The following is a 20,367-nucleotide window of genomic DNA, read 5'->3' on the forward strand; positions in this document are numbered from 1 at the left end:
CCGGACGCAGGCTGATCAGTTGCCGGATCCCAGCCGCCTCGATGTCAGCCTGCCCCCGAGCTCCGCCATCGATGCCGGGGAGTTTCGGCTTGATTTCAAATTTGGAAGTGAAATGCATTAGTGAAATCCAAGCGATGGACTCCGCGACCCTTTCAACGACCCGGCGCTACGGCGCGCCTGCCTTGGACAAGGGGCTCGATATCCTCGAGCACCTGTCCAATGAGATGGCGCCGCTGGGGCAGCTTGAGATCGCCCGGGCGCTGGGGCGCACGCCGGGGGAGATCTATCGGATGCTGATGTGCCTGGAGGAGCGCGGCTACGTGATGCGCGAGGAGGGGACGGGGAAATTCCGGCTGACCCTGCGGCTCTACGAACTCAGCCACCGCCAGAACTCGACGACGCTGCTGCGCAAGGCGGCGCGGCTCCCGATGGAGATGCTTTGCGAATCGATCGGGCAGGCTTGCCACCTCAGCGTGGTCCATGGCGCGAACCTGTTGGTGCTGATGGAGCGGATGCCCTCGTGCCAGGTTTGCCTCGCGGTCGGTGAGGGCTCGCGGATGCCGGCGCTACGCAGCACCTCGGGCAAGCTTCTGTTAGCCCAATGGTCGGGGGCGGCGAGAGAGGATTGCCTGAACCAGCTTGAAGACTTCGCCGGGGCTTCCAAGGCCGAGCGCGAGCGGTTGTTGAAGACGCTTTCGGAGCTGGAGGGTGCCACGCATCACCAGGCACCGAGCCTTTTGACGGAGGGTGTAACCGATATCGCGGTGCCTGTAGGGGTGCCAGCGTCGGAAGTCGCGGGGACCTTGGTGATTTCCTATCTCTCGGGCACCAAGAGCGGGGAGAAGAACGCGCCTCGCTACTTGAAGGCGTTGCTGACGAGTGCGGCCGAGATCAACCGCAACCTGGGGATCGCACGATGATTGGAACACTGGACGAGACGATCCGCGAACCGGTGAGCCAGCGCGATATCGCACGGCACTTCGGCGTCAGCCACGTGACCGTGTCGCTCGCGCTGCGTCACAGCCGGCGGGTGTCGGCTTCGCTGGCGGAGGAGATTCGCAACCATGCCGAGAAGGTGGGCTATTGTCGCGACCCGGTGTTGCTTGCGTTGTCTGCTTATCGGGACCGGAAGAAAGCCGGTCCGGTGCGCGGGGCCATCGGCTGGGTGAATGCCTGGGCGGAGCCCGGAGAGTTGCGCGCCCATCCCGAAGTCGAGCGCTTTTGGCAAGGTGCCTTCGCGGCGGCGGCAGAGCGACGATACCGGCTGGAGGAGTTCCGGCTCGGCTCCGAGCTATCAGCGGAACGCCTGCACGAGGTGTTGGATACGCGCTGCATCCGCGGGCTCATCGTGCCGCCGCATCCTTCGTCACAAGCGTGGCTCGGCTTTCCCTGGGAGTCCTACGACGTGGTGAGTTTCGGCCGTTGTTGCGAAGGGCCGCGAGGTCACAGTGCGATGCCCTCGGCCGTAGCAAATCTTCTGCTGGCGATCCGCAAGCTGCGCGAAGCGGGCCATCGGCGGATTGGTTGCCTGACCGGTCGTTCGCTGCTGCGGCAGGCCGGCTACTGCATGGTGGAAAGCCTGCCGGCGGTGAAGCGCAACCTGCCGGACGATGACGACCTCGCCTTACTCGACCTCGCCTCCGTGAGTGAGAGCAAGGTCGCGGCGAAGGTCCGCGCCTGGGTCCGCCTGCACGGGCTGGATGCCATCGTCGCTGATGACGCCGCGACGATCGCCAGCGTCAGGCAGGCAGGGTTCGCCGTGCCCGATCAAGTCGCGATGGTCACGCTGGCGGGCGGCGGAAGTCCCGGCATCGATCCTGGCAGTGAAGAGATCGGGCGCACCGCCGTGCAGATGTTAGACTCGCTGATGCAAGAGCGGGCGAGAGGCAGCCGCGTGTTCTTCCGCGAGGTGGCGGTGGAGGGGACTTGGCGGGGGTAAAGCGGTGGGGCGATTGGGAGCGCGGAATTTACTCCGCTTCGAGCGTTGGGTCGCCGGCCCTGCGACGCGTACTAAACTAGCCGATGGAGGGAGTGAGTTCCGAACTCTTCCTTGAAGAATTAAGCATTACATGCAGCAGATAATCAGTGAGTTATACAGTTTCTCACGGGACAGGGGATCGGTCAAATGCTTGGGCGAGGCCACGGCAAACCAGCTCGATTCATAGCCGCAATTTCCCTGGCAGCGTCCTCCAGTGAAGCGCGAATCTTGGCATTGTGGGCGTCGATCAAGTCCGGTTCCTTGGCTGTCGCAGCGGTCTCCGGGACCAGGTCGAAATCGTAGCGGGCGCCGGCAGGGTAGGGGACCGGCGGAGCGTTGTCCTTAAACTTGCGACTCTTCCAACGGTAACGGATCACATCACGGTAGGAGTAGAGCCGATTCCGGCCGTGCTGGAAGTAGGCGATCCATCCGCGTTCGGATGCCATGTGCACGCCTTGCGGCGTCATGTTCAGGTAGTCGGACGCGAGCCAGACCGGCAGACCGAAGGAGTGATCCCGACAGAAAAGTTCAAAGGCGTGCAGGGCGTTCAGGGCTTGGCGACGTGCTTTAGGCTTACTCATGATTCGTTGAGGTGATCTCCCTAACAGAGCCATAACTTCGGCATATGCCGCAATCGCGTAGTGCCTCAGGAACCGGCGATGAAAGGGGAGTTTCTTGGGCGCTTTCTCTGTTAGACCGAGTTGCCACCACAAAGGCAAACCCGGGGCCAATCTTCCGACCTCTCCGGGCTCGGATTTCCTGCGCTGCGTCGAGTAGCGTAACAGATCGCCCGAGAATGGCACGGAAAATTCGTCAGGGCGACTTCGAGGGATTCGATTGCACTGAGGGACAGATGCTGGTTGCCTACGCCTTGAACGTTAGGCGGCTTCGCACTATGAAAGGTTCTGACGATCTCGATTGGCTATCGCTAGAGCGACTTTACGACGAGGGGCGACAGCTATTTCTGCGCGGTCAGCATGAGGAGGCGATTGACCGATTCAAACGCGTCTATGAGGATACTTTCAACCTCCGTGACGTCGCGCAGATTGTTGACGACTACTACAGCATGTCGCCTGAGCAGTGGGTCGCCAAGTATCAGACTCAATTTCAGAAGCGAGACACATGACGGCGCCTAACCATGCGTTGCAGCGAACCCGGCCCTCGCGCTCTGGTTGCAATCGTGGCGTCCCGCCGGCCGGGGCGCTAAGCTTGGGTCGTTTCGGCTTTTGCCTGTTGTAACAAGTCTCTTCTGAGACGAGCCGGGTTGATCGGCAGGAACTTGCGGCGAATCCAATGAACGTCACCGGGCGATCGTGAGCGGCGGTGACATTTTCTCGTCTCAGGGAGCGACATTGAGATCGGCGGAGTATCCACCCGGCCAAGGGGATCCTCACACTCTCTGAGAAGCCACGGCCTCCCCCACATTCGGGGGGGCGAGGGCATCGGAAGGTGGACAGCAGCGGCGGGATGGGGAAGGCTGACGGGCCGACTCATCGATCATGACTACGCTTTCCGCTCTCTTCCCGGGTGTTTCCCGGCTGCTTCCCTTGGCTGCTCTTGTGGCCACCCTGCACGCCGCCGAACCGATGACCTCCATCCGCTCCGGGGAGGTCTGGGCGGATACGGAGGGGAAGCCGGTGAATGCCCATGGCGGCGGGATGCTTTTCCATGAGGGCACCTACTACTGGTATGGCGAGATCAAGCAGGGGAAGACCTACTTGCCCGAGGTGAACAAGTCGTGGGGCGGCACCCGGGTCGATGTGACCGGGGTATCCTGCTACTCCTCGACCGATCTGCTCAAGTGGAAGAACGAGGGCAATGTGCTGCCGGCGGCGAAGGACGATCCGGCGAGCGACCTGCATCCGGGCAAGGTGCTGGAGCGGCCGAAGGTGATCTACAACGCGAAGACGAAGAAGTTCGTGATGTGGTTCCATGCCGACAGCCTCGACTACGCGGCGGCGAGTTGCGGAGTGGCGGTGTCGGACACGCCGGGCGGCCCCTTCAAGTATCTCGGCAGCTTTCGGCCGAACCAAGGGGTGTGGCCGGTGAATGTGACCGAGGCCGACAAGAAGGATCCCAAGGCACCGCTGGTCCGCGATTTCGAGCGGGGCCAGATGGCTCGCGACCTGACGGTCTTCGTGGATGACGATGGCAAGGGCTACCTTTTCGCCGCGTCCGAGGACAATGCGACCATGCACATCTCCGAGCTGACCGACGACTACCTGAAGACGACGGGCAAGTATGTCCGCGTGTTTCCCGGCCGGCTGATGGAGGCACCGGCGGTCTTCAAGCGGGCCGGCAAGTATTACCTGATCGCCTCCGGTTGCACGGCGTGGGCACCGAATGCCGCGCGCTCGGCGGTGGCGGACTCGATCTGGGGACCGTGGAAGGAACTGGGCAATCCGTGCCAGGGCGACAAGGCCGACATCACCTTCCAATCCCAAGGCACCTACGTGCTGCCGGTGGGCGGGAAGCAGGAGAAATTCATCTTCATGGCGGACCGATGGAACAAGGACGACCTGCCGGACTCGCGTTATGTCTGGCTGCCTGTCTCCTTCGAGGGTGAGAAGCCGGTGTTGAGGTGGATGGGTGGGTGGAGTCCGAGGTGAGGGGGAGGGGAAATCACCAATCATCAATCTTCCAATCACCAATCAGAGTGCCTGAAGAGGGATGACCGCTGACGCCGGATGCGGGGATCTCTGGAGAAAACCAGCCCACCCATGATGCGAGGCGAAGAGGGCGAGAGCCATACTCATTCTTCCAAACACTTCGATTGGTGATTGGAGGATTGATGATTGGTGATTCCTTCCCCGCTGATGATTGGCGATTTCTTCCGTCTCGCCCGAAATGCTTCGGTTTCCCTGATTCTTCGGGCTTTGCGACGCATCGGGATCGTGGTAACGCCTTGCCATGAAATATCCGTTCGTGGTGGCGATGCTGGCTTTGTCGGCGGTGTGCTTCCATTGCAGCCAGGTGGAGCCCCTCAACGGGAGTGACCAAGTCGTCGGTTCCTTCGGGGTGTCCGCTCCGGGGAGCGCCCCCCAACCGGTCTCCGCGCCGACCTCAGGGGTGTCGTCGTCGGCACTTGCGCGCGAGATCAACCTGCGGGCAGACATGGTGCCGCGTGGGACGCACGGCCGCAAGGTGGTGCGGCCGATGAAGCCGCGCTACATCACGATTCACTCGACGCAGAATTATTCGGCCGATGCGAGCCGCCATTCGCTCGCCTTGAAGCGCGGCGCGCTGCGTTCGCCGAAGCGCAAGGGTGGCAACCGTATTGGCTACCTGATCTGGCACTTCACCGTGGATGACAAGGTGGCGCTCCAGCACATGCCGGTCACCGAGCAAGGCGAGCACGCGGACTTCGACGGCCCCGGCAACCGCCTCTCGATCGGCATCGAGATGTGCGAGCACCGCGGCAGCAATCGCAACGCCACCATCGAGCGCACGGCCAAGCTCACCGCGAAGCTAATGCACGAGCAGGGGATCCCGCTCAGCAGGATTGTGCCGCACTATCACTGGCCGCGGCGCGGGAAGAGTCCGGCGAACAAGAACTGCCCGCACTTCCTGCTCGATAACGGCCGGCCCGGTGCGAAGTGGCGTTGGTTCCTAGGTCGCGTGGACTACCACTACAAGCGCGCCTACCAGCAGAGCTACGTGTCGCGATGAGCGGACCCAGCCGTGAGCCATCCATCGGCAGTCCGGGCAATCGTGACGTCTTGTTAGATGCGGAGAACTTCTACGTCTGCCAGCGCTGCACTGCCTGTTGTAAGTGGCCGGGGGATGTGCGGATCGAGGAAGACGAGATCGCGCCGATCTCGGCGTTTCTCGGGATGACGGAGGACGATTTCATCGCCCGTTACACGCGGCTGCGGACGAATCGAAACGGGCTGTCCTTGATCGAGAAGGAGAACCACGAGTGCATCATGCTGGAGGATGGCGGTTGCCGCATTCATGCGGTGAAGCCGGGGCAATGCAGCGGCTTCCCTAACAAGTGGAACTTTCCCGGTTGGCAGAAGGTCTGCGAGGCGAAGCCGGTGCCGATGGCAGAGGCGCGGACGAGGGGATGGGTGTGAAGGGTTCTGGAATTGAATTCAGGGGACAACGAAACGAGCTTCGAATGGGTCCGGTTTTTGTCCGAGCGGGTCCGGTTTTTGTCCCAAAGGGACTTCACAACAAAGCCCGGGGTTGCGAAGCTACCCTGGGTGAACATGCCGGGAATTGCCTGCGCCAAAGGCGTTGTGGAAGATCGCGTTGCTTGCGGGCCGAGAGTCGCGGGTCCGATCCACAACCTCTTTGAGGTAGGATGCCCTCTTCGGCTGTACCCTGGGTAGCTCGTGCCTCGCAACCCAGGGCTTTGTTGCGAAGTCCCTTTGGGACAGGGGCGCCAATCCGCTAGTGCGATGCGGGCATGGGTGAACGGCGGAGCGGTGAGGTGCTTCTGCGGGCCGGAGGCTCCGCGCTCCCAGCGGGGACCAGCGTCGGAGGCGAAGTGCGAGGTTTGTCGTAGATCGATCGGGAAGCCGGACGGAGACGCAAAAATGCCTCTCGCCGTGAGGCAAGAGGCATTCTGAAATCTCGTGGAGCTGAGGGCTCTTTAATTCCTCAGGTCGCCTGTTCTCCGCGGGCCATCACGACCTTGCCGGTGCGGACGGTTTCGATGATGTCGAACTGCGAGAACATGCCGACCGCGGCATCGACCTTCAGGCTGTCGCCGGTGATCATGACGATCATCGAGGCCGGGGTGAGGTCGACGGTCTTGCCACCGAAGTGCTCGGTGATCTGGAGCGCCTGCGAGCGGTCTTCGGGCGAGCACTTGATCTTGATCAAGATCATCTCCTTGGTCACCGAGTCCGCCGAGGTGTGCTCGAAGCAGTGGATGACGTCGATGAGCTTGGAGACCTGCTTGATGATCTGGTCGAGGCCCTCGGGGTCGCCGCTGATGCCGATGGTCATCCGCGAGAAGTTCGCGTTGCGGCCTTCGGAGACGACGAGCGAGTCGATATTGAAACCGCGGCGGGAGAAGACCTGGCAGATCCGCATCAGCACGCCGGGCTCGTTGTTGACGAGGATGGACAGCGTGTGGGTGGCACCGCGACGAGGCGCGAAGCCTGTGCCGGGCTCTTCGGTGGTGACGATGGTCGGGGACATTTCTGGAAAGGGAAAAAGTGATCGGTGATCGGTGGAAGGTGATCAGTGAAAGGCAGGGAAGCAGCGGGAGACCCGCTGATTGCCCGGCACTTTCCTCACGTGGAACCCACGGGCTTGGCCATCTGGGTCTTCGGCGGTTCGGTGATCATATCCTCGAGGGCGGCGCCGGCCGGGATCATCGGGAACACATTGTCGGTCTTCACACACTCGGCGTGGATGAGGATCGGGCCGTCGTTATAGGCGAGCGCCTTTTCAAGCTGCTTGGTCACATCGGCCGGGCGCTTGATGAAGACGCTCGGGATGCCATAGGCCGCGGCTAGCTTGCAGAAGTCCGGGTTGCCCACGAGGTCCACGCCGCTTTCGCGGTTCTCAAAGAAGAGTTCCTGCCACTGGCGGACCATGCCGAGGTAGTGGTTGTTCAGCACCACGATCTTGACCGGCAGCTTGTGGATCGCAGCGGTCGCCAGCTCGAACAAGGTCATCTGGAAGCCGCCGTCGCCGGAGATGGAAATGACGGTCTTCTTCGGGTGGGCGAGCTGGGCGCCGATCGCGGCCGGGAAGCCGAAGCCCATGGTGCCGGCACCGCCTGAGGACAGCCAATGGAAGCTCTCGCTGTTCTTGTAGAACTGCGCGGCCCACATCTGGTGCTGGCCCACGTCGGTCGAGACGATGGCCTTGCCTTCGGTGAGTTCGTAGAGTTCGTCGATGACCTGCTGCATGCGCAGGCCGCCCTGCTTCTTGTAGCTGAGCGGGAACTTCTTCTTGTAGCCGTCGAGCTTGGCGAGCCACTCGGTGGTTTCGAGCTTGCCGACCTTCTCGTTGATTTCAGAAAGCGCGGCCTTGGCGTCGCCGACGATCATCACGTCGGGCTGGATCATCTTGCTGGCCTCCGCCGGGTCGATGTCGATGTGGATGATCTTTGCCTCCTTACAGAACTTGGCGGGGTTGCCAATGATGCGGTCGTCGAAGCGCGAGCCGATGTTGATCAGCAGGTCGCACTCGACCATCGCCTTGTTGGCGTAGGCGGTGCCGTGCATGCCGAGCATGCCGAGCGAAAGCGGATGCGTTTCCGGGAAGACGCCCTTGCCCAGCAGCGTGCTGGTCACCGGGGCATTCAGCGTTTCAGCGAGGTGGCGCAGTTCCTTGTCGGCGCGGGCAATCATCGCGCCTTGGCCGGCGAGGATGACCGGGCGCTTGGCCTTGGCGATCAGCGCGGCGGCTTCCTTCACCTTGTCGCGGTCGATCTTGAAGGAACCGCTCGGGTCATAGCCGGGCAGGTTGAAGGGCGGGTTCATCGGGCCGTTGAAGGCACCGGAGGAAATGTCCTTGGGGATGTCGATCAGCACCGGGCCGGGGCGGCCGGTGGTGGCGATGTAATAAGCCTCGCGAGCGATCCGCGGCAGCGAATTGGTGTCCTTCACCAGGTAGTTGTGCTTCACCACCGGCATCGTGATGCCGAAGATGTCGGCCTCCTGGAAGGCGTCCTTGCCGAGCATCCAGGTCACGGTCTGGCCGGAGAGCACGATCATGGGCACGGAGTCCATCATCGCGGTCATCAGGCCGGTCACGGTGTTTCCGGCACCCGGGCCGGAGGTCACGAGGACCGCGGCGGGCTTGCCAGTGGCGCGGGCGTAGCCGTCGGCCATGTGAACCGCGCCCTGCTCGTGGCGGACGAGAATGAACTTCATCTTCGTCTTGACCGTCTCAAGCGCGTCGAAGATGGGGATCGCCGCTCCACCGGAGTAGCCGAAAATGTACTCGATGCCGAGGTCATCGAGGGTTTTGATGAGGGCTTGCGCGCCGTCGAGTTTCTCCTTGCTCATGCCAAATGGGGTTGGGAGAGGGAAAGTGCAGCAGAAATGTCCGATGAGCAATGCGAAAATGGGTGTTTTTCGCGCAAAGCTGGTAATTCTTGATTCCTACCTCTCTGAAATCTGCGGGTTTTTCGGGCAATTGCGGAATCCGCTCGCGTGATTCGGTGGAAAATCGCGATTCTAGTAAGGAAGTAGCTTGAGAGCCACCACGTAGAAGCCACGTGGGCCGGAGGCGTTCACGAAGACGGTGGCGTTCCCCGAGACCGTAGGTGCGAGTTCGGATTGGCTGGCAATGCCGCCCACCGACGTGGCGAAGGGGACGACCGTGAACGGCCCGTCCAGCGTGGCGTGGGCCCGGACTTCATATTTTGCGCCTTTCGTAACGGGGAAATCGAGCTTCAGGCGCGATGGACCGGTGGCTCCCTGCTGCTGGACCCCGATTGAATGGATGGCGAGCGCCAGGCCCGGGATGGTGAGCGAAATGACGTCCGTTGCCGCATCGTAGCTGGTGGCGAACTGCTTCAGGTCGTTCTGTGCAGGCTCCGTCGATACCCCGCCTGCATCGCGAAAGACCCGGCCTTCGATATCGTAGCGCGAGCCATGGCAGGGACAGCGCATCCGGCCATGGACCGTGCTGTAGAGTCCGACTACGCAGCCTTGGTGGGTGCAGACCGAGTCGAGCGTGACGAAACGCGTGGCAGAGACTCGGTTCAGCGTGAAGGGATGCACCTCGCTCATGAAGACGAACTGGACCGACCCGCCGGGGTTGGCCAGCGGGGGATAGTCCCCGGCTCTCAAGCGGAGCACCGCCGAAGGATCGGCGGTGGGTTCCGCGAGGAGGGTCGCGCACCAGTGCGGTGCGGATAGGGAGGCGGCGGTGCCAAAGACAAAGCGCTTGATCCAGTTTCGCCGGCAGAGGTCGGTAGGGAGGTCCATGACGCTGGCGGCCGGGCGCTGACCAGACCACCGATCATGCTGCCATCCCGCCCCGGCGGACGGCCATTACCACTCGGCAACGAGATCGTCAGGGTCGGCTCACTTGTCCACCACCCGGAGGATCGGGCCGCCGTGATCGACGATGTAGAGGTTCCCGGCGGAATCCTCACCGAACGACGCGATCATCCCGAGCTTGCCCTTCTCCGGCTGGAAATCCTCGGTGTGGTCCTCGAATTTCGTCGGCTTGCCGTTGCGGGGGACGAAGGACCAAACGCGGCGGGTGTTGTAGTCGCCGAAAAAGTAGCGGCCCTGCAGTTCCTTGACCGGTCCGCGATAGACGTAGCCGCCGGTCACCGACAGGCCCTCGGTCGCGCCGCTGCCATGCTTGTAAACATAGACCGGCTCGACCGCGCCCTTGGGGGCCTTGCCGCCGACGCCATTCTGCGGGGTCTCCTTGTCGCCCTCGCGGAGGCGCCAGCCGAAGTTGGAGCCCGCACCCTTGCCCTTCGGCAGGTAGTCGATTTCTTCCCAAACGTTCTGGCCGACATCGCCGATCCAGAAGTCGCCGGTCTGGCGGTCAAAGGAGCAGCGCCACGGATTGCGCAGGCCGAGCGCCCAGATCTCCGGCTTCACGCCGTCCTTGCCGACGAAGGGGTTGTCCTTTGGCACCGTGTAGCCCTCCTTCGGCGAGACATCGATGCGCAGCATTTTTCCGAGGTAGGTGTCCATCGCCTGGGCACGCTGCTTCGGGTCATTGGCGGCACCGCCGTCGCCATTGCCGATGTAGAGCATCCCGTCCGGCCCGAATGAGATCCAGCCGCCATTGTGGTTCTCGAAGTCCTGCTTGTAGGAAAGCAGGATCTCCATCGAATTCGGATCCGCGGTGTTGAATTCCGGGCCCTTGGAGGTGAGCCGCACGATGCGGGTGTTTTTGTCGCGGTCGACGAAGTTCAGGTAGAAGCGGCCGCTCTTCTCGAAGTCCGGCGCGAATGCCAGCCCGAGCAGGCCTTCTTCATTGCCCTTGCGACTGACCTGCGAGGCGATGTCGAGGAACGGCTCCTGCTGCTTCTCTCCGGTCTTCGCGTCGATGATCCAAATTCGGCCGACCTGTTCGATCACCCACAACCGGTCCTTCACATGCGATGGTGCGCCGACCCACAGTGGCCGCTCGAAGCCGGTGGCCACGGTTTCCACCCCCGGCTTGGCCTGCGCTGGAGTCAAGGTGATGATCGCGACGGTGGTGGCGGTGATGGCCGCGGCAGCAGTAAGGGTCAGGCGCATGATCGGCTACCCTAGCGAGTGCTGCGGGCGGCGCAACCCGCGAGCCTGTCGCCAAGCCCCCCTCAATCGGGCAGGATCTCGGCGAGTGCCCGGTGCGAATCGACCAGCATTTCTGCGGCGATCTCCCGAACGTCCCCGGCGGTGACCTTCTCCCATTCGGCGCGGACCTCTTCCGGGGTCACCAGCCGCTCATACTGTAGCAGGCAATCGCCGATCCACGAGGCGTGGGCGGCAGTGCTTTCCATGGCCATCTTGGTCTGGCTGACGGCGAGGCGCTTGGCCCGGGCCAATTCGTCGGCGCGCGGGCCATTCGTGCGCAGGTCTTCGATCTCGGCGAAAATGCACTCCAGGGATTCTTCCCGCGAGTCCGGCGCCAGCCCGGCGTGGACCTCCAGGGAGCCGGCTTCGGCGAAGAGATTCACGTCGCAGGAGATCTGGTAGCAGAGTCCGCGCTTCTCGCGCAGTTCCTGGAAGAGCCGCGAACTCGCGCTTTCGCCCAGGATCATGCCTAACAGCCGCAACGCGTGGCGGCGTGGGTCGCGCCGTCCCAAGGTGCGGAAGCCGAGCGCAAGTTGGAGCTGCTCGGTGTCGCGGGTTTCCCGCAGGTGGCTGGGGGCGGTGAGCTTCGAGGGATCGAGCCCGATGCTTTCCGGCAGCGCGCGCGATGACGGCAGGTGCGGTAGCAGGCGTTCCCGTGCCTCCTCCAGGCTGAATGGCCCCGCCACCGCGATCACCACGTCCTTGCGGAAATGGTGGCGGTCGCGGAATCCAGCCAAAGCATCCCGGTCGATGCGCGCGATGCTTTTCTCCGTGCCGGCGATCGGCTCGCCGAGCGGGTGAGGGGACCACAGCGCCGCGGAAATCAAGTCGCCGATGTGGTCCGACGGGCTCTCGCGATACATTACGATTTCCTCGCCGATCACCTCGCGCTCCAGCTTGATCTCCGCTTCGGGGAATCCGGCATGCCACACCAGATCGGAAAGCATGTCGGCCAGTAGCGGGAGCGTTTCCGCCTCGCCGCGGGCCTCGTAGATCACCTCGTCTTCGCTGGTGCTGGCATTGAGCGAGGCGCCGACGTCTTCGGTCTCCAGGCTGATCGCCCGGGCATCGCGGCGGGCGGTGCCCTTGAAAACCATGTGCTCCACGAAGTGGGCCAAGCCCGTCTGGCCAGCGGGGTCGTCGCGACTGCCAGCCGGCACGTGGATCGACAGCGCCGCGCACTCCGACTGCGGCAAGGTGGCCACCGCCAGACGGAAACCGCCGGGCATTTCCACCATCTCGTAGCGCGCGCGGCTCATTGCATCAGGGCGGTCGCCAGCGCGATATCGGCCGGCACCGTGATCTTCGGGTTCGGGAAGTCGGAAACGATCAATTTCGTCGAGATCCCCATGGCTTCCACCACCGAGACCTCGTCGGTGACGATGGTCTGGCGCTCCAGGATGCCGGCATAGGCGCGGCGGAGCAGGGAGGTGCGGAAAATCTGTGGCGTCTCCATCGCCCACAAATTCGTGCGATCGACCGGATGGCGGGAAAAGCCTTCGGCGTCCGCCTTTTTCAATGTGTCGGCAACGGCGTGAGCCAAGGTCGCGGCACCATATTTCCGGGCTGCCTCGATGCAGGCGTCGATCGCTTCCGGTCGCACTAGGGGGCGGGCACCATCGTGAACGGCCACCAGCATGTCCTCCGCGTCCAGCACGGCCAGGCCGTTGGCGACCGAGTGCTGGCGGTGCTCGCCGCCATCCACTCGATCGAGTGGCTTGATGAAATGCTCATCCTCCAGCAACCGGAAGCGCTCTTCCGGACAAACCACGATGACCCGCGAAATCCCTTCCGCCCGCATGAACGCGGCGACGGTGTGGGCGAGCACGGGCTTGCCGTGCAGCTCCGCGGCCAGCTTGTCGAAACCCATCCGCCGGCTGCTGCCGGAGGCGACGATGACGGCGGCGCAGCCCATGGTGTCAGGAAAGGCGTTTGGCGACTTCCTGCGAGAGGGTCTTGCCATCGGCCCGGCCGGCGGCGCGCTCTTGGGCGAGTTTCATCACCTTGCCCATGTCGGCCTTGGAGGCGGCACCGGTCTCGGTCACGACGGCATCGACCAGCGCGGCGATTTCCTCCGCGGTCATCGCCGCCGGGAGGTATTTTTCCAGCACGGCGATCTCGGCGGTCTCGGTCGCGGCCAGTTCCTCGCGGCCGGCCTTGGTAAACTGCTCGTAGGAATCCTGGCGCTGCTTGATCTGCTTGCGAATGAGCGAGGTCACCTCGGCATCGTCGAGCGGGCCGGTCTGATGGCTCCTTTCGGCGGAGGTGGAGACGTTCATCATCGCCGTCTTGAGAGCACGCAGCGCATTCAGGGTCACGGCGTCCTTCGCCTTCATGGCGGTTTTGATGTCTTCGGGGATGCGGGCGGCGAGATCGCTCATGGAACGGCCTTGGTAGCCGCTTGCCTTGGGCCGGGAAAGTGGAATCCTCGTTTGCACGTCAACGCGCAGCTGCTGGAGGAGGGTCTCGAAGAAAAGTTAAGAAATGTGAAGGGAATCAGTATTTTTGCGCGAGAATCCGCTTTACATGCCCCACCCGCTCCCTAGATTCCGCGGCCCGCACCGAACCTAACGCGCGATTTTCCCATGAAAGTTCTTTCCTCGCTCTCTTCCGCCAAGCGCCGCCACGCCGATTGCCAGGTCGTGAAGCGCAAGGGCACCTTGTATGTCATCTGCAAGAGCAACCCCAAGTTCAAGGCCCGCCAAGGCGCGACCAAAGGCACCCGCCTCTCGAAGCAAGGCGTGAAGTAAGAGTTCTTCGGACGAATTCCAAAGTTTCAGAGAAGGCAGCCTGCGGGCTGCCTTTTCGTTTTTCCGATTTCGCCCGGGGTGCGCAGCTTTTGGTTCAGTGCACGATCCCTGCCTCCCGGAAGGAGAAGTAGGGAAGCCGGCCACCCTCCGGCCGGCCAATGATGAGGTGGTCGAGAAACGTCAGTTGGAGCAGATCGGTGGCCTCCACCAGACGGCGGGTGAGGCGGTCGTCGGCACGACTCGGCGTCGGATCGCCCGAAGGGTGGTTGTGAACGAGCACGAAGCCGTAGGCCCCACGGGTGATGACCGGGCGGAGGATTTCCCGCGGATGCGCGGACGTTTCGGTCAGGATACCGGTGCTGATTTCCACCGTGGCGGTGTGACGCAGCCGGGTATCCACCAGCGCCACCAGCAATTGCTCGTGGCGGATCCAAGCGAGCCGCGGAGCGAAGAGCCGGTAGATCGTCTGCGGATCGTCCAGCGGTTGTTGCGCGGTCTGCTCGCGTGCGGCGCGAGCGCCTAGCTCGAAGGCGGCGACAAGCTGGCAGGCCTTGGCGAGTCCCAGCCCGGTCTGGCGGGAAAGCTCTTCCACGCCTGCGCTGCCGAGTTCTCCGATGGACCCGTAGTGCTGCAACAAATCGCGGCCGATCTGGATGGCGCTGCGGCCCTTCACGCCTGTGCGCAGGAAGATGGCCAGCAGCTCGGCATTGTCCAAGGCCCCGGCGCCGAAGCGGGCGAGCTTCTCACGGGGCCGTTCATCAAGGGGGAGATCAGTGATCCGCAGATCCATGATCAAATGAACACATGGCGCACTTGGCAAGGCGAGCAAAATATTGGTTCGGATGAACAGATGGCAGGGCGGTTACCGGCCGGTGAGTCCGGCGGCGGCCTCATCGACTTTGCGCCACTCGCGGAGGATCCTCTTTTGCATCCTTTCATCGGGCGTGTACCGGGCGGCGTTCCTGGCAACGTGAGCGGCCAGATTCAGGACCTCGCTGGCGATCGATCGGATGGCGGGGTTCGTGGCCTCCTCCAATTGCCCGGCGACGGCGGATCCAAGGATTGCGGCGCAGCAATCGTCGTCCGGTTCCTCGCCTCGAACCTCCCTGATGTAGCCATCAATCACCGGGAAGTAATAGGCGAAGGCGTTCGGCCCCATGAACATGAAGTCCTCCTGGTAGCAGAGGGTTCTCAAGGAAGAGCCTGTGGGCTTGGTCCAGTGTCAGGCCGCCGTAGTTCTTCCACGCGCTGCGCGCATCCAAGTTACCCTCCCACGGATCGAAATCGGCCGCCCCGGGCAGGGGCGCACGCGGCCGATGAAGGAAGTGGACGGACGAATCGCTCACGCCTCCCATCGTGCAGTTTCAAAGCGGTCACTTCAATCCTTCGACGCCTTCGGATCCAGCGCGTCTCGCAGGCCATCGCCGAGAAAGTTCAGCGAGAACAACGTGACGGAGAAGAAGACCGACGGGAGGACGAGTTGCATCGGGTTGGTCAGCATGAAGTCCGCGCCTTCCTTGATCAGCACGCCCCACGAGCTGTTCGGAGCCTTCACGCCCAGGCCGAGGAAGGACAGCGTGGCCTCGAACATCATCACGCCGGGGATGGTCAGCGTGGTGTAAACGATGATGGGGCCGAGCGTGTTCGGCAGGATGTGGCGGAAGAGGATCCGCAGATGGCCGAGACCCAGCGAGCGGGCCGCTTCCACGTAGTCGAGGCTCGCCACGCTCTGCACCTGGGCGCGGACGATGCGCGACACGGTGAGCCACGACAACGCCCCGATGGCGATGAAGACCGGCACCAGCGTGGTCAGCGGCTCCACCCAGTTCCGCGTGTCGCCGAGCTCCTTCTGGGTGGCCTTTTCCCCGCCGATGAAATGGACCGCCCATTCCGTGAGGCTATTGGTCATCGGTTCGAGGATCTTGCTGAGCAAGATGATGATGACCAGGAAGGGCAGCGCGTAGAGGATGTCCACGATGCGCATCAGAAATGCATCCGTGCGGCCACCGGCATATCCCGCCACGGCACCCCAGACGATGCCGATGGTCACCGAGACCATGGTGGTGATCAGGCCCACGGCGATCGAGATGCGCCCCCCGAAGATCACGCGGGAAAACAGGTCGCGGCCGAGGTGGTCGGTGCCGAACCAGTTTTCCGCGCCCGGCTTGAGGTTGCGGTTGACCAGATCGGTCTTAGTCGGGTCCTTGAGGAAGTCGCTGATGGACGGCAGCACGATGCAGGCGGCACCGATCAGCGTGAGCATGACCAGGCCAACCATGGCGGCACGGTTGTGGCGCAGTCGCAGCCATGCATCCAGCCACAGCGAGGATCCCTTGTCTTCGGTCGTCATGAAAAAAATCGGGAGAGCAGAAAGGTTCAGGCGGACTTGCGCAGGCGTGGATTGAGCCACACCCCGGCGATGTCGGTCAGGAAGTTCGCGAGGATGACCAGCGCTCCGTAGAGCATCACCACGCCGAGGATGACGGGGGCATCGCGCGTTTCGATGGACTTGATGAAATGACGTCCCAGCCCCGGGATCTGGAAGACGCTCTCGATGACCAGCGACCCGGAGACGATCCCGGCAAAGGCGGGTCCGATGTAGGCCACGGCGGGAATCAGGCCGCCACGCAGGCAATGGCGGATCAGGATCTTCCATCCCGGCACGCCCTTGGCCTTGGCAGTGCGGACGAAGTCCTGCGACAGCGTTTCCAACATCCCGGCGCGTGTCAGGCGCGAAAGGTAGGCGGCATAGGCGAGGCCGAGCGTCAGGGCAGGGAGGACCCACGTGACCGGATTCGTGGAACTCCAGCCGAAGGCAGTCATCCACTGAAGATTGCGGCCGAAGTATTCCGCGAGCACCGGGCCGATCACGAAGGAGGGCAGGCAGATGCCGATCATCGCGACCGCCATCGAGCCCGTATCGAGCAACCCGTTTCTCCGCGCGGCGGCGATGCAACCGGCGGGAATGCCAATGGTGACGGCGACGGTCATCGCGATGATGCCGAGCTGGAGCGAGACGGGAAATGCCTGGCTGATGATTTCGCCCACGGGCCGCCCTTCGAGGCGGAACGAATAGCCGGGATCGCCCTGGATGAATTTGCCGAGCTGCTTGGTGTACTGGACGTATACCGGCTTATCGAGGTCGTAGTAGGCCTCCATCTTGGCCTTGATGTGAGGCGGCATCGCCTTTTCCCCTTGGAGGGGATTGCCGGGCATTTTTTTGACCAGGAAGAAGGTGATCGTGTAGAGCACGAACATCACGAGGACGCTCTGGAACAGCCGGCTGAGCAGGACTTTGAACATGGGCTCAGGTGATCAGGGTTCGAGGGAGATGGCACCCCAGTTGTGATTGTCTAGCAGCAGCGGATGCCAGCCTTTCACCTCCGGCCGGTGCAGGTAGTTGCGACCTCGCCAGGAGATCGGAAGGATAGGCTGGGCTTCCATGAAAAGGCGCTCGGCCTGCTTGAACATCTCCAGGCGGCCGGCAGGATCGGTCTGCTGGGCGGCCTCGGAGAGCAATGCCTCATACTGCGGGCTGTCCCAGCCGGTGTTGTTGTTGCCGTTGCCCTTCGTCCACATCAGCAAAAACGTCGTGGGGTCGAGGTAGTCGCCCGACCATGCCGCGAGTGCGATGTCGAACTCGAGGTTCTGCTGGGCACTGACGTACGATCCCCAATCCATCGTCTGGATATTGAAGTAAATGCCGAGCGTCTGTCGCCACATGGCCTGCAGCGCTTCGACGGTGCCGCGGCTGCCGGCCGCGCTGATGAGGATCGAGTAGCGGGGGAAGCCCTTGCCTTCGGGGTAGCCCGCTTCGGCGAGCAGCGCCTTGGCCCGCTCGGGATCGTAGCTGACGATGGGGTCCGGCTTGTAGTCGCCCATGTTCGGCGTGATCGTGCCGGCGGGCGTGTTGCCTTGAAGGATGTTGTCGCAAAGCAGCTTACGGTCGATGGCCAGCGACATCGCCATGCGGACCTTGGGGTTGTCGAGGACCGGCCGGGTGGTGTTGACCCGGACGAAATCGGTGGCGACATAGAGTTCCTGGCGGAGGAACTCGGGATGCTCCGCCTTGATCTTGTCCACCAGCGGCGGTGGGAGCTGATAGGTGGTGTGGAGCTGGCCGGCGAGGAAGCCGCGTGTCTCGGTGTAGAAGTTTTCCACCGGAATGAAGCGCACGCCGTTGAGCTTCACGTTGGCGGCATTCCAGTAGTTGGGGTTCTTCGCTGTGTGGATGCTGTCATTGAACAGCCACTCCTTTAGCATGAAGGGGCCGTTGCCCACGTAGTTGCCGGCCTCGCTCCACGCGGTGAAGCGATCGCCGATCTTGCCATGCTTCAGCACCACGTGGCGCGGCACCGGGAACCAGGTGTAGTGGCGCGTGATGTCGGGCAGGAACGGCACCGGCTCCTTTAGCGAGACCTTGAGCGTATAGTCGTCCGGCGCGGAGACGCCGACCTGGCTGAAGTCAGTGATGGTCCCCTTGTTGTATTCCGCCGCGTTCTTGATGAAATAGAGCATCTCCGCGTAGGGCCCCGCGAGGTCGGGATGGAGCAGCCGGTTGTAGGCGAAGATGAAATCGCCGGAGGTCAGCGGCGCGCCATCGGACCACTTCCCGTCCGGGCGCAGGTGGAAGGTCCACTCGGTGTAGTTCTCGTTGTGCTCCCAGTGGGTCGCGGCACCGGGCGGGTGCGCGTTGTCCTCCTTCGGGTCGTCGGCGACGAGGCCCTCTAGCAGCGCGCGGATCACGTTGCTTTCGGTCACCCCGGTCACGAGATGCGGGTCGAGCGACTTGGGATCGGCCGAATTGCCGACAAGCAGGATTTTCTCGCGGTTTGCCTTTTCGACCTGGGTTTCCCGCTGGCAGCCGGCGAGGCAGAGGAGCAGGGGAAGCAAGTAGAGGGCGCGTCGTGTCATGAGTCGGGCGTGGGTCTAGCGTGTCCCGCGCCGGGATTGCAGGGAAAATTTGCAGAATGCTTACGTCTTTGTCCTGATTTGCGGATTTGGCGGGCTTTTCTGTCAAAGAGCCCCTTTCTGCCGCCGGGGACTTGCAAGGCAGGGGAGGATCGCTAGAACCCGTGGAACCGTTAGTTTCGTCCCGCCATTTGAAAGCCTATTTCCTGCGCCGCCTCCTTCTGATCCCGCTGACATTGCTGGGGATCACGGCGCTCGTCTTCGCGTCCGTCCGCGCAGCACCCGGTGGACCGGTCGATCGGGCCCTCGCCGGGATGATGGGCGGGGAGGGGCAGGGGAAGCGCACCCGCGCGGAGGCGGGCAGCTCGTCGCTGACCGCCTCACAGGTGCTGGAGGTCGAGGAAAAGGAGGACCGCGACAAGAACGGCTTCCGCGCCTACTTCGAGTGGCTGGGCATTCTCCCGAAGGACGACGTGAACAACAAGATCGGCGTCGAGTTTGCGCCCGGTGAAAAGACGGTCCAGATCCCCATTCCCGGCACCATTTTCGAGGCCAAGGTCGAGCGCGATGACGCGGGCAATGCGTGGATCGTGCCCGATCCCGCGGTGGAGGTGGATCTCACCGGTTGGCAGGTGCGCCTGAGGACACCGCAGGAACAGGCGGAGCGCTGGAAGAAGTGGGTCAAGGGCATCGACCTCCCCAAGCTGCCGGAGTACCGGGCGGTTCTTTTCAAGTCCTCCTACGACGGACTCTTCCAAGGCAGCCTTGGAAACTCGCAGAAGTATCAGGACCCGGTCTGGTCGATGATCCTGCAGCGGATGCCCGTCTCGATCTACTTCGGTGTCATCAGCATGATTGCGATCTACGGCCTGTGCCTGCCGCTCGGCATCGTGAAGGCGATCAGGCACCGCACCTTCCTCGACAATGCCTCGTCGGTGGCGGTCTTCGCCGGCTACGCGATTCCCGGCTACGCACTCGGATCGCTGCTGGTGGTATACGTGTGTGCGCAGCTCGGCTGGTTCCCGCTGCGTGGCTTCACGGGGGACGACTTCGACACGCTGTCCCCGTGGGGGAAGGTGAAGGACCTGCTCCACCACACCGCGATGCCCTTGGTCTGCTACCTCATTTCCAGCTTCGCCTTCATGACGATGCTGATGAAGAACAACCTGATGGACAACCTGGCGGCCGACTATGTCCGCACCGCTGCGGCCAAAGGCGTCTCGTTCCCGCGGGCCGTGTTCAAGCACGCCTTCCGCAACTCGCTCATTCCGATCGCCACGACCTTCGGGAACAACATCGCAATCTTCGTGACCGGCTCGATCCTGATCGAGAAGGTTTTCGACATCAACGGCTTCGGCCTGCTGGAGTTCAGCGCGATCCTGGAAGTCGACCAGACGCTGATCATGGGGGTGACTTTCGTCGCGGCGGTCCTGATGCTGATCGGGAATGTCCTATCCGACCTTTGCGTCGCGCTGGTGGATCCGCGCGTGAGCTACAAGTGACAGAC

General features: G+C 62.9%; 21 protein-coding genes. 8 read left to right on the forward strand and 13 right to left on the reverse strand.

Going from position 1 to position 20,367, the window contains the following annotated elements; all coding sequences use genetic code 11:
• Positions 1-134 precede the first annotated feature (134 nt).
• Positions 135-920, forward strand: coding sequence for an IclR family transcriptional regulator (locus OKA05_RS01565; protein ID WP_264485328.1), 786 nt, complete (start codon positions 135-137; stop codon positions 918-920).
• Positions 917-1,939, forward strand: a complete 1,023-nt coding sequence (locus OKA05_RS01570) for a LacI family DNA-binding transcriptional regulator (RefSeq protein WP_264485329.1) — start codon at positions 917-919, stop codon at positions 1,937-1,939. The genes OKA05_RS01565 and OKA05_RS01570 overlap by 4 nt, the downstream gene beginning before the upstream one ends.
• Positions 1,940-2,121: 182 nt before the next feature.
• On the opposite strand, the gene OKA05_RS01575 is transcribed toward OKA05_RS01570, so the two are convergent.
• Positions 2,122-2,559 carry a hypothetical protein gene (locus OKA05_RS01575; RefSeq protein ID WP_264485330.1) on the reverse strand — a complete coding sequence of 146 codons (438 nt, stop codon included), beginning with the start codon at positions 2,557-2,559 and terminating at the stop codon, positions 2,122-2,124.
• A gap of 215 nt (positions 2,560-2,774) precedes the next feature.
• Here OKA05_RS01575 and OKA05_RS01580 point away from each other — a divergent pair, with 215 nt between their 5' ends.
• The 4 genes from OKA05_RS01580 (at position 2,775) to OKA05_RS01595 (ending at position 6,054) form a co-directional block, all read left to right on the forward strand.
• The gene (locus OKA05_RS01580) at positions 2,775-3,104 is read left to right on the forward strand and encodes a hypothetical protein (protein WP_264485331.1); all 330 of its coding nucleotides are present in this window, start codon (positions 2,775-2,777) and stop codon (positions 3,102-3,104) included.
• A 373-nt stretch (positions 3,105-3,477) separates the two neighbouring features.
• Entirely contained in the window at positions 3,478-4,587 is a 1,110-nt protein-coding gene (locus tag OKA05_RS01585) for a glycoside hydrolase family 43 protein (protein ID WP_264485332.1), read from the forward strand.
• A gap of 301 nt (positions 4,588-4,888) precedes the next feature.
• The gene (locus OKA05_RS01590; protein ID WP_264485333.1) at positions 4,889-5,647 is read left to right on the forward strand and encodes a peptidoglycan recognition protein family protein; all 759 of its coding nucleotides are present in this window, start codon (positions 4,889-4,891) and stop codon (positions 5,645-5,647) included.
• The gene (locus OKA05_RS01595) at positions 5,644-6,054 is read left to right on the forward strand and encodes a YkgJ family cysteine cluster protein (RefSeq protein ID WP_264485334.1); all 411 of its coding nucleotides are present in this window, start codon (positions 5,644-5,646) and stop codon (positions 6,052-6,054) included. The genes OKA05_RS01590 and OKA05_RS01595 overlap by 4 nt, the downstream gene beginning before the upstream one ends.
• A gap of 529 nt (positions 6,055-6,583) precedes the next feature.
• Here OKA05_RS01595 and ilvN read toward each other — a convergent pair.
• The 7 genes from ilvN to OKA05_RS01630 all read right to left on the reverse strand — a co-directional run bounded on the left by ilvN (position 6,584) and on the right by OKA05_RS01630 (position 13,580).
• Entirely contained in the window at positions 6,584-7,129 is a 546-nt protein-coding gene (gene ilvN / locus OKA05_RS01600; protein WP_264485335.1) for an acetolactate synthase small subunit, read from the reverse strand.
• Between the two features lie 95 nt (positions 7,130-7,224).
• A complete protein-coding gene (gene ilvB / locus OKA05_RS01605) occupies positions 7,225-8,952 on the reverse strand; it encodes a biosynthetic-type acetolactate synthase large subunit (RefSeq protein WP_264485336.1) in 1,728 nt (575 codons plus the stop codon).
• Between the two features lie 171 nt (positions 8,953-9,123).
• A complete protein-coding gene (locus OKA05_RS01610; RefSeq protein ID WP_264485337.1) occupies positions 9,124-9,879 on the reverse strand; it encodes a QcrA and Rieske domain-containing protein in 756 nt (251 codons plus the stop codon).
• Positions 9,880-9,978: 99 nt separating this feature from the next.
• Complete coding sequence (locus tag OKA05_RS01615) at positions 9,979-11,160, reverse strand: PQQ-dependent sugar dehydrogenase (protein ID WP_264485338.1); 1,182 nt, start codon at positions 11,158-11,160, stop codon at positions 9,979-9,981.
• Between the two features lie 62 nt (positions 11,161-11,222).
• Positions 11,223-12,458, reverse strand: a complete 1,236-nt coding sequence (locus OKA05_RS01620; RefSeq protein WP_264485339.1) for a M16 family metallopeptidase — start codon at positions 12,456-12,458, stop codon at positions 11,223-11,225.
• Positions 12,455-13,114, reverse strand: coding sequence for a 2-C-methyl-D-erythritol 4-phosphate cytidylyltransferase (gene ispD, locus OKA05_RS01625; RefSeq protein ID WP_264485340.1), 660 nt, complete (start codon positions 13,112-13,114; stop codon positions 12,455-12,457). The genes OKA05_RS01620 and ispD overlap by 4 nt, the downstream gene beginning before the upstream one ends.
• Before the next feature lie 4 nt (positions 13,115-13,118).
• Complete coding sequence (locus tag OKA05_RS01630; RefSeq protein ID WP_264485341.1) at positions 13,119-13,580, reverse strand: GatB/YqeY domain-containing protein; 462 nt, start codon at positions 13,578-13,580, stop codon at positions 13,119-13,121.
• A 204-nt stretch (positions 13,581-13,784) separates the two neighbouring features.
• On the opposite strand from OKA05_RS01630, the gene ykgO reads away from it, so the two are divergent.
• Positions 13,785-13,949: a type B 50S ribosomal protein L36 gene (ykgO, locus tag OKA05_RS01635; protein WP_264485342.1), complete on the forward strand. Its 165-nt coding sequence runs from the start codon at positions 13,785-13,787 to the stop codon at positions 13,947-13,949.
• Positions 13,950-14,043: 94 nt separating this feature from the next.
• Here ykgO and radC read toward each other — a convergent pair whose 3' ends face one another.
• The 5 genes from radC to OKA05_RS01660 all read right to left on the reverse strand — a co-directional run bounded on the left by radC (position 14,044) and on the right by OKA05_RS01660 (position 18,863).
• A complete protein-coding gene (gene radC, locus OKA05_RS01640; RefSeq protein ID WP_264485343.1) occupies positions 14,044-14,739 on the reverse strand; it encodes a RadC family protein in 696 nt (231 codons plus the stop codon).
• Positions 14,740-14,811: 72 nt separating this feature from the next.
• Positions 14,812-15,144 (reverse strand): hypothetical protein, encoded by a 333-nt coding sequence (locus tag OKA05_RS01645; protein WP_264485344.1) that lies wholly within the window; start codon positions 15,142-15,144, stop codon positions 14,812-14,814.
• 183 nt (positions 15,145-15,327) lie between these two features.
• Positions 15,328-16,299, reverse strand: a complete 972-nt coding sequence (locus OKA05_RS01650) for an ABC transporter permease (RefSeq protein ID WP_264485345.1) — start codon at positions 16,297-16,299, stop codon at positions 15,328-15,330.
• 26 nt (positions 16,300-16,325) lie between these two features.
• Positions 16,326-17,252 (reverse strand): ABC transporter permease, encoded by a 927-nt coding sequence (locus OKA05_RS01655; RefSeq protein ID WP_264485346.1) that lies wholly within the window; start codon positions 17,250-17,252, stop codon positions 16,326-16,328.
• A gap of 12 nt (positions 17,253-17,264) precedes the next feature.
• Complete coding sequence (locus tag OKA05_RS01660) at positions 17,265-18,863, reverse strand: peptide ABC transporter substrate-binding protein (protein ID WP_264485347.1); 1,599 nt, start codon at positions 18,861-18,863, stop codon at positions 17,265-17,267.
• Positions 18,864-19,024: 161 nt separating this feature from the next.
• Here OKA05_RS01660 and OKA05_RS01665 point away from each other — a divergent pair, with 161 nt between their 5' ends.
• A complete protein-coding gene (locus OKA05_RS01665; RefSeq protein ID WP_264485348.1) occupies positions 19,025-20,362 on the forward strand; it encodes an ABC transporter permease in 1,338 nt (445 codons plus the stop codon).
• Positions 20,363-20,367 lie beyond the last annotated feature (5 nt).

The sequence above is a fragment of the Luteolibacter arcticus genome, from assembly GCF_025950235.1.
Classification (GTDB): domain Bacteria; phylum Verrucomicrobiota; class Verrucomicrobiia; order Verrucomicrobiales; family Akkermansiaceae; genus Haloferula; species Haloferula arctica.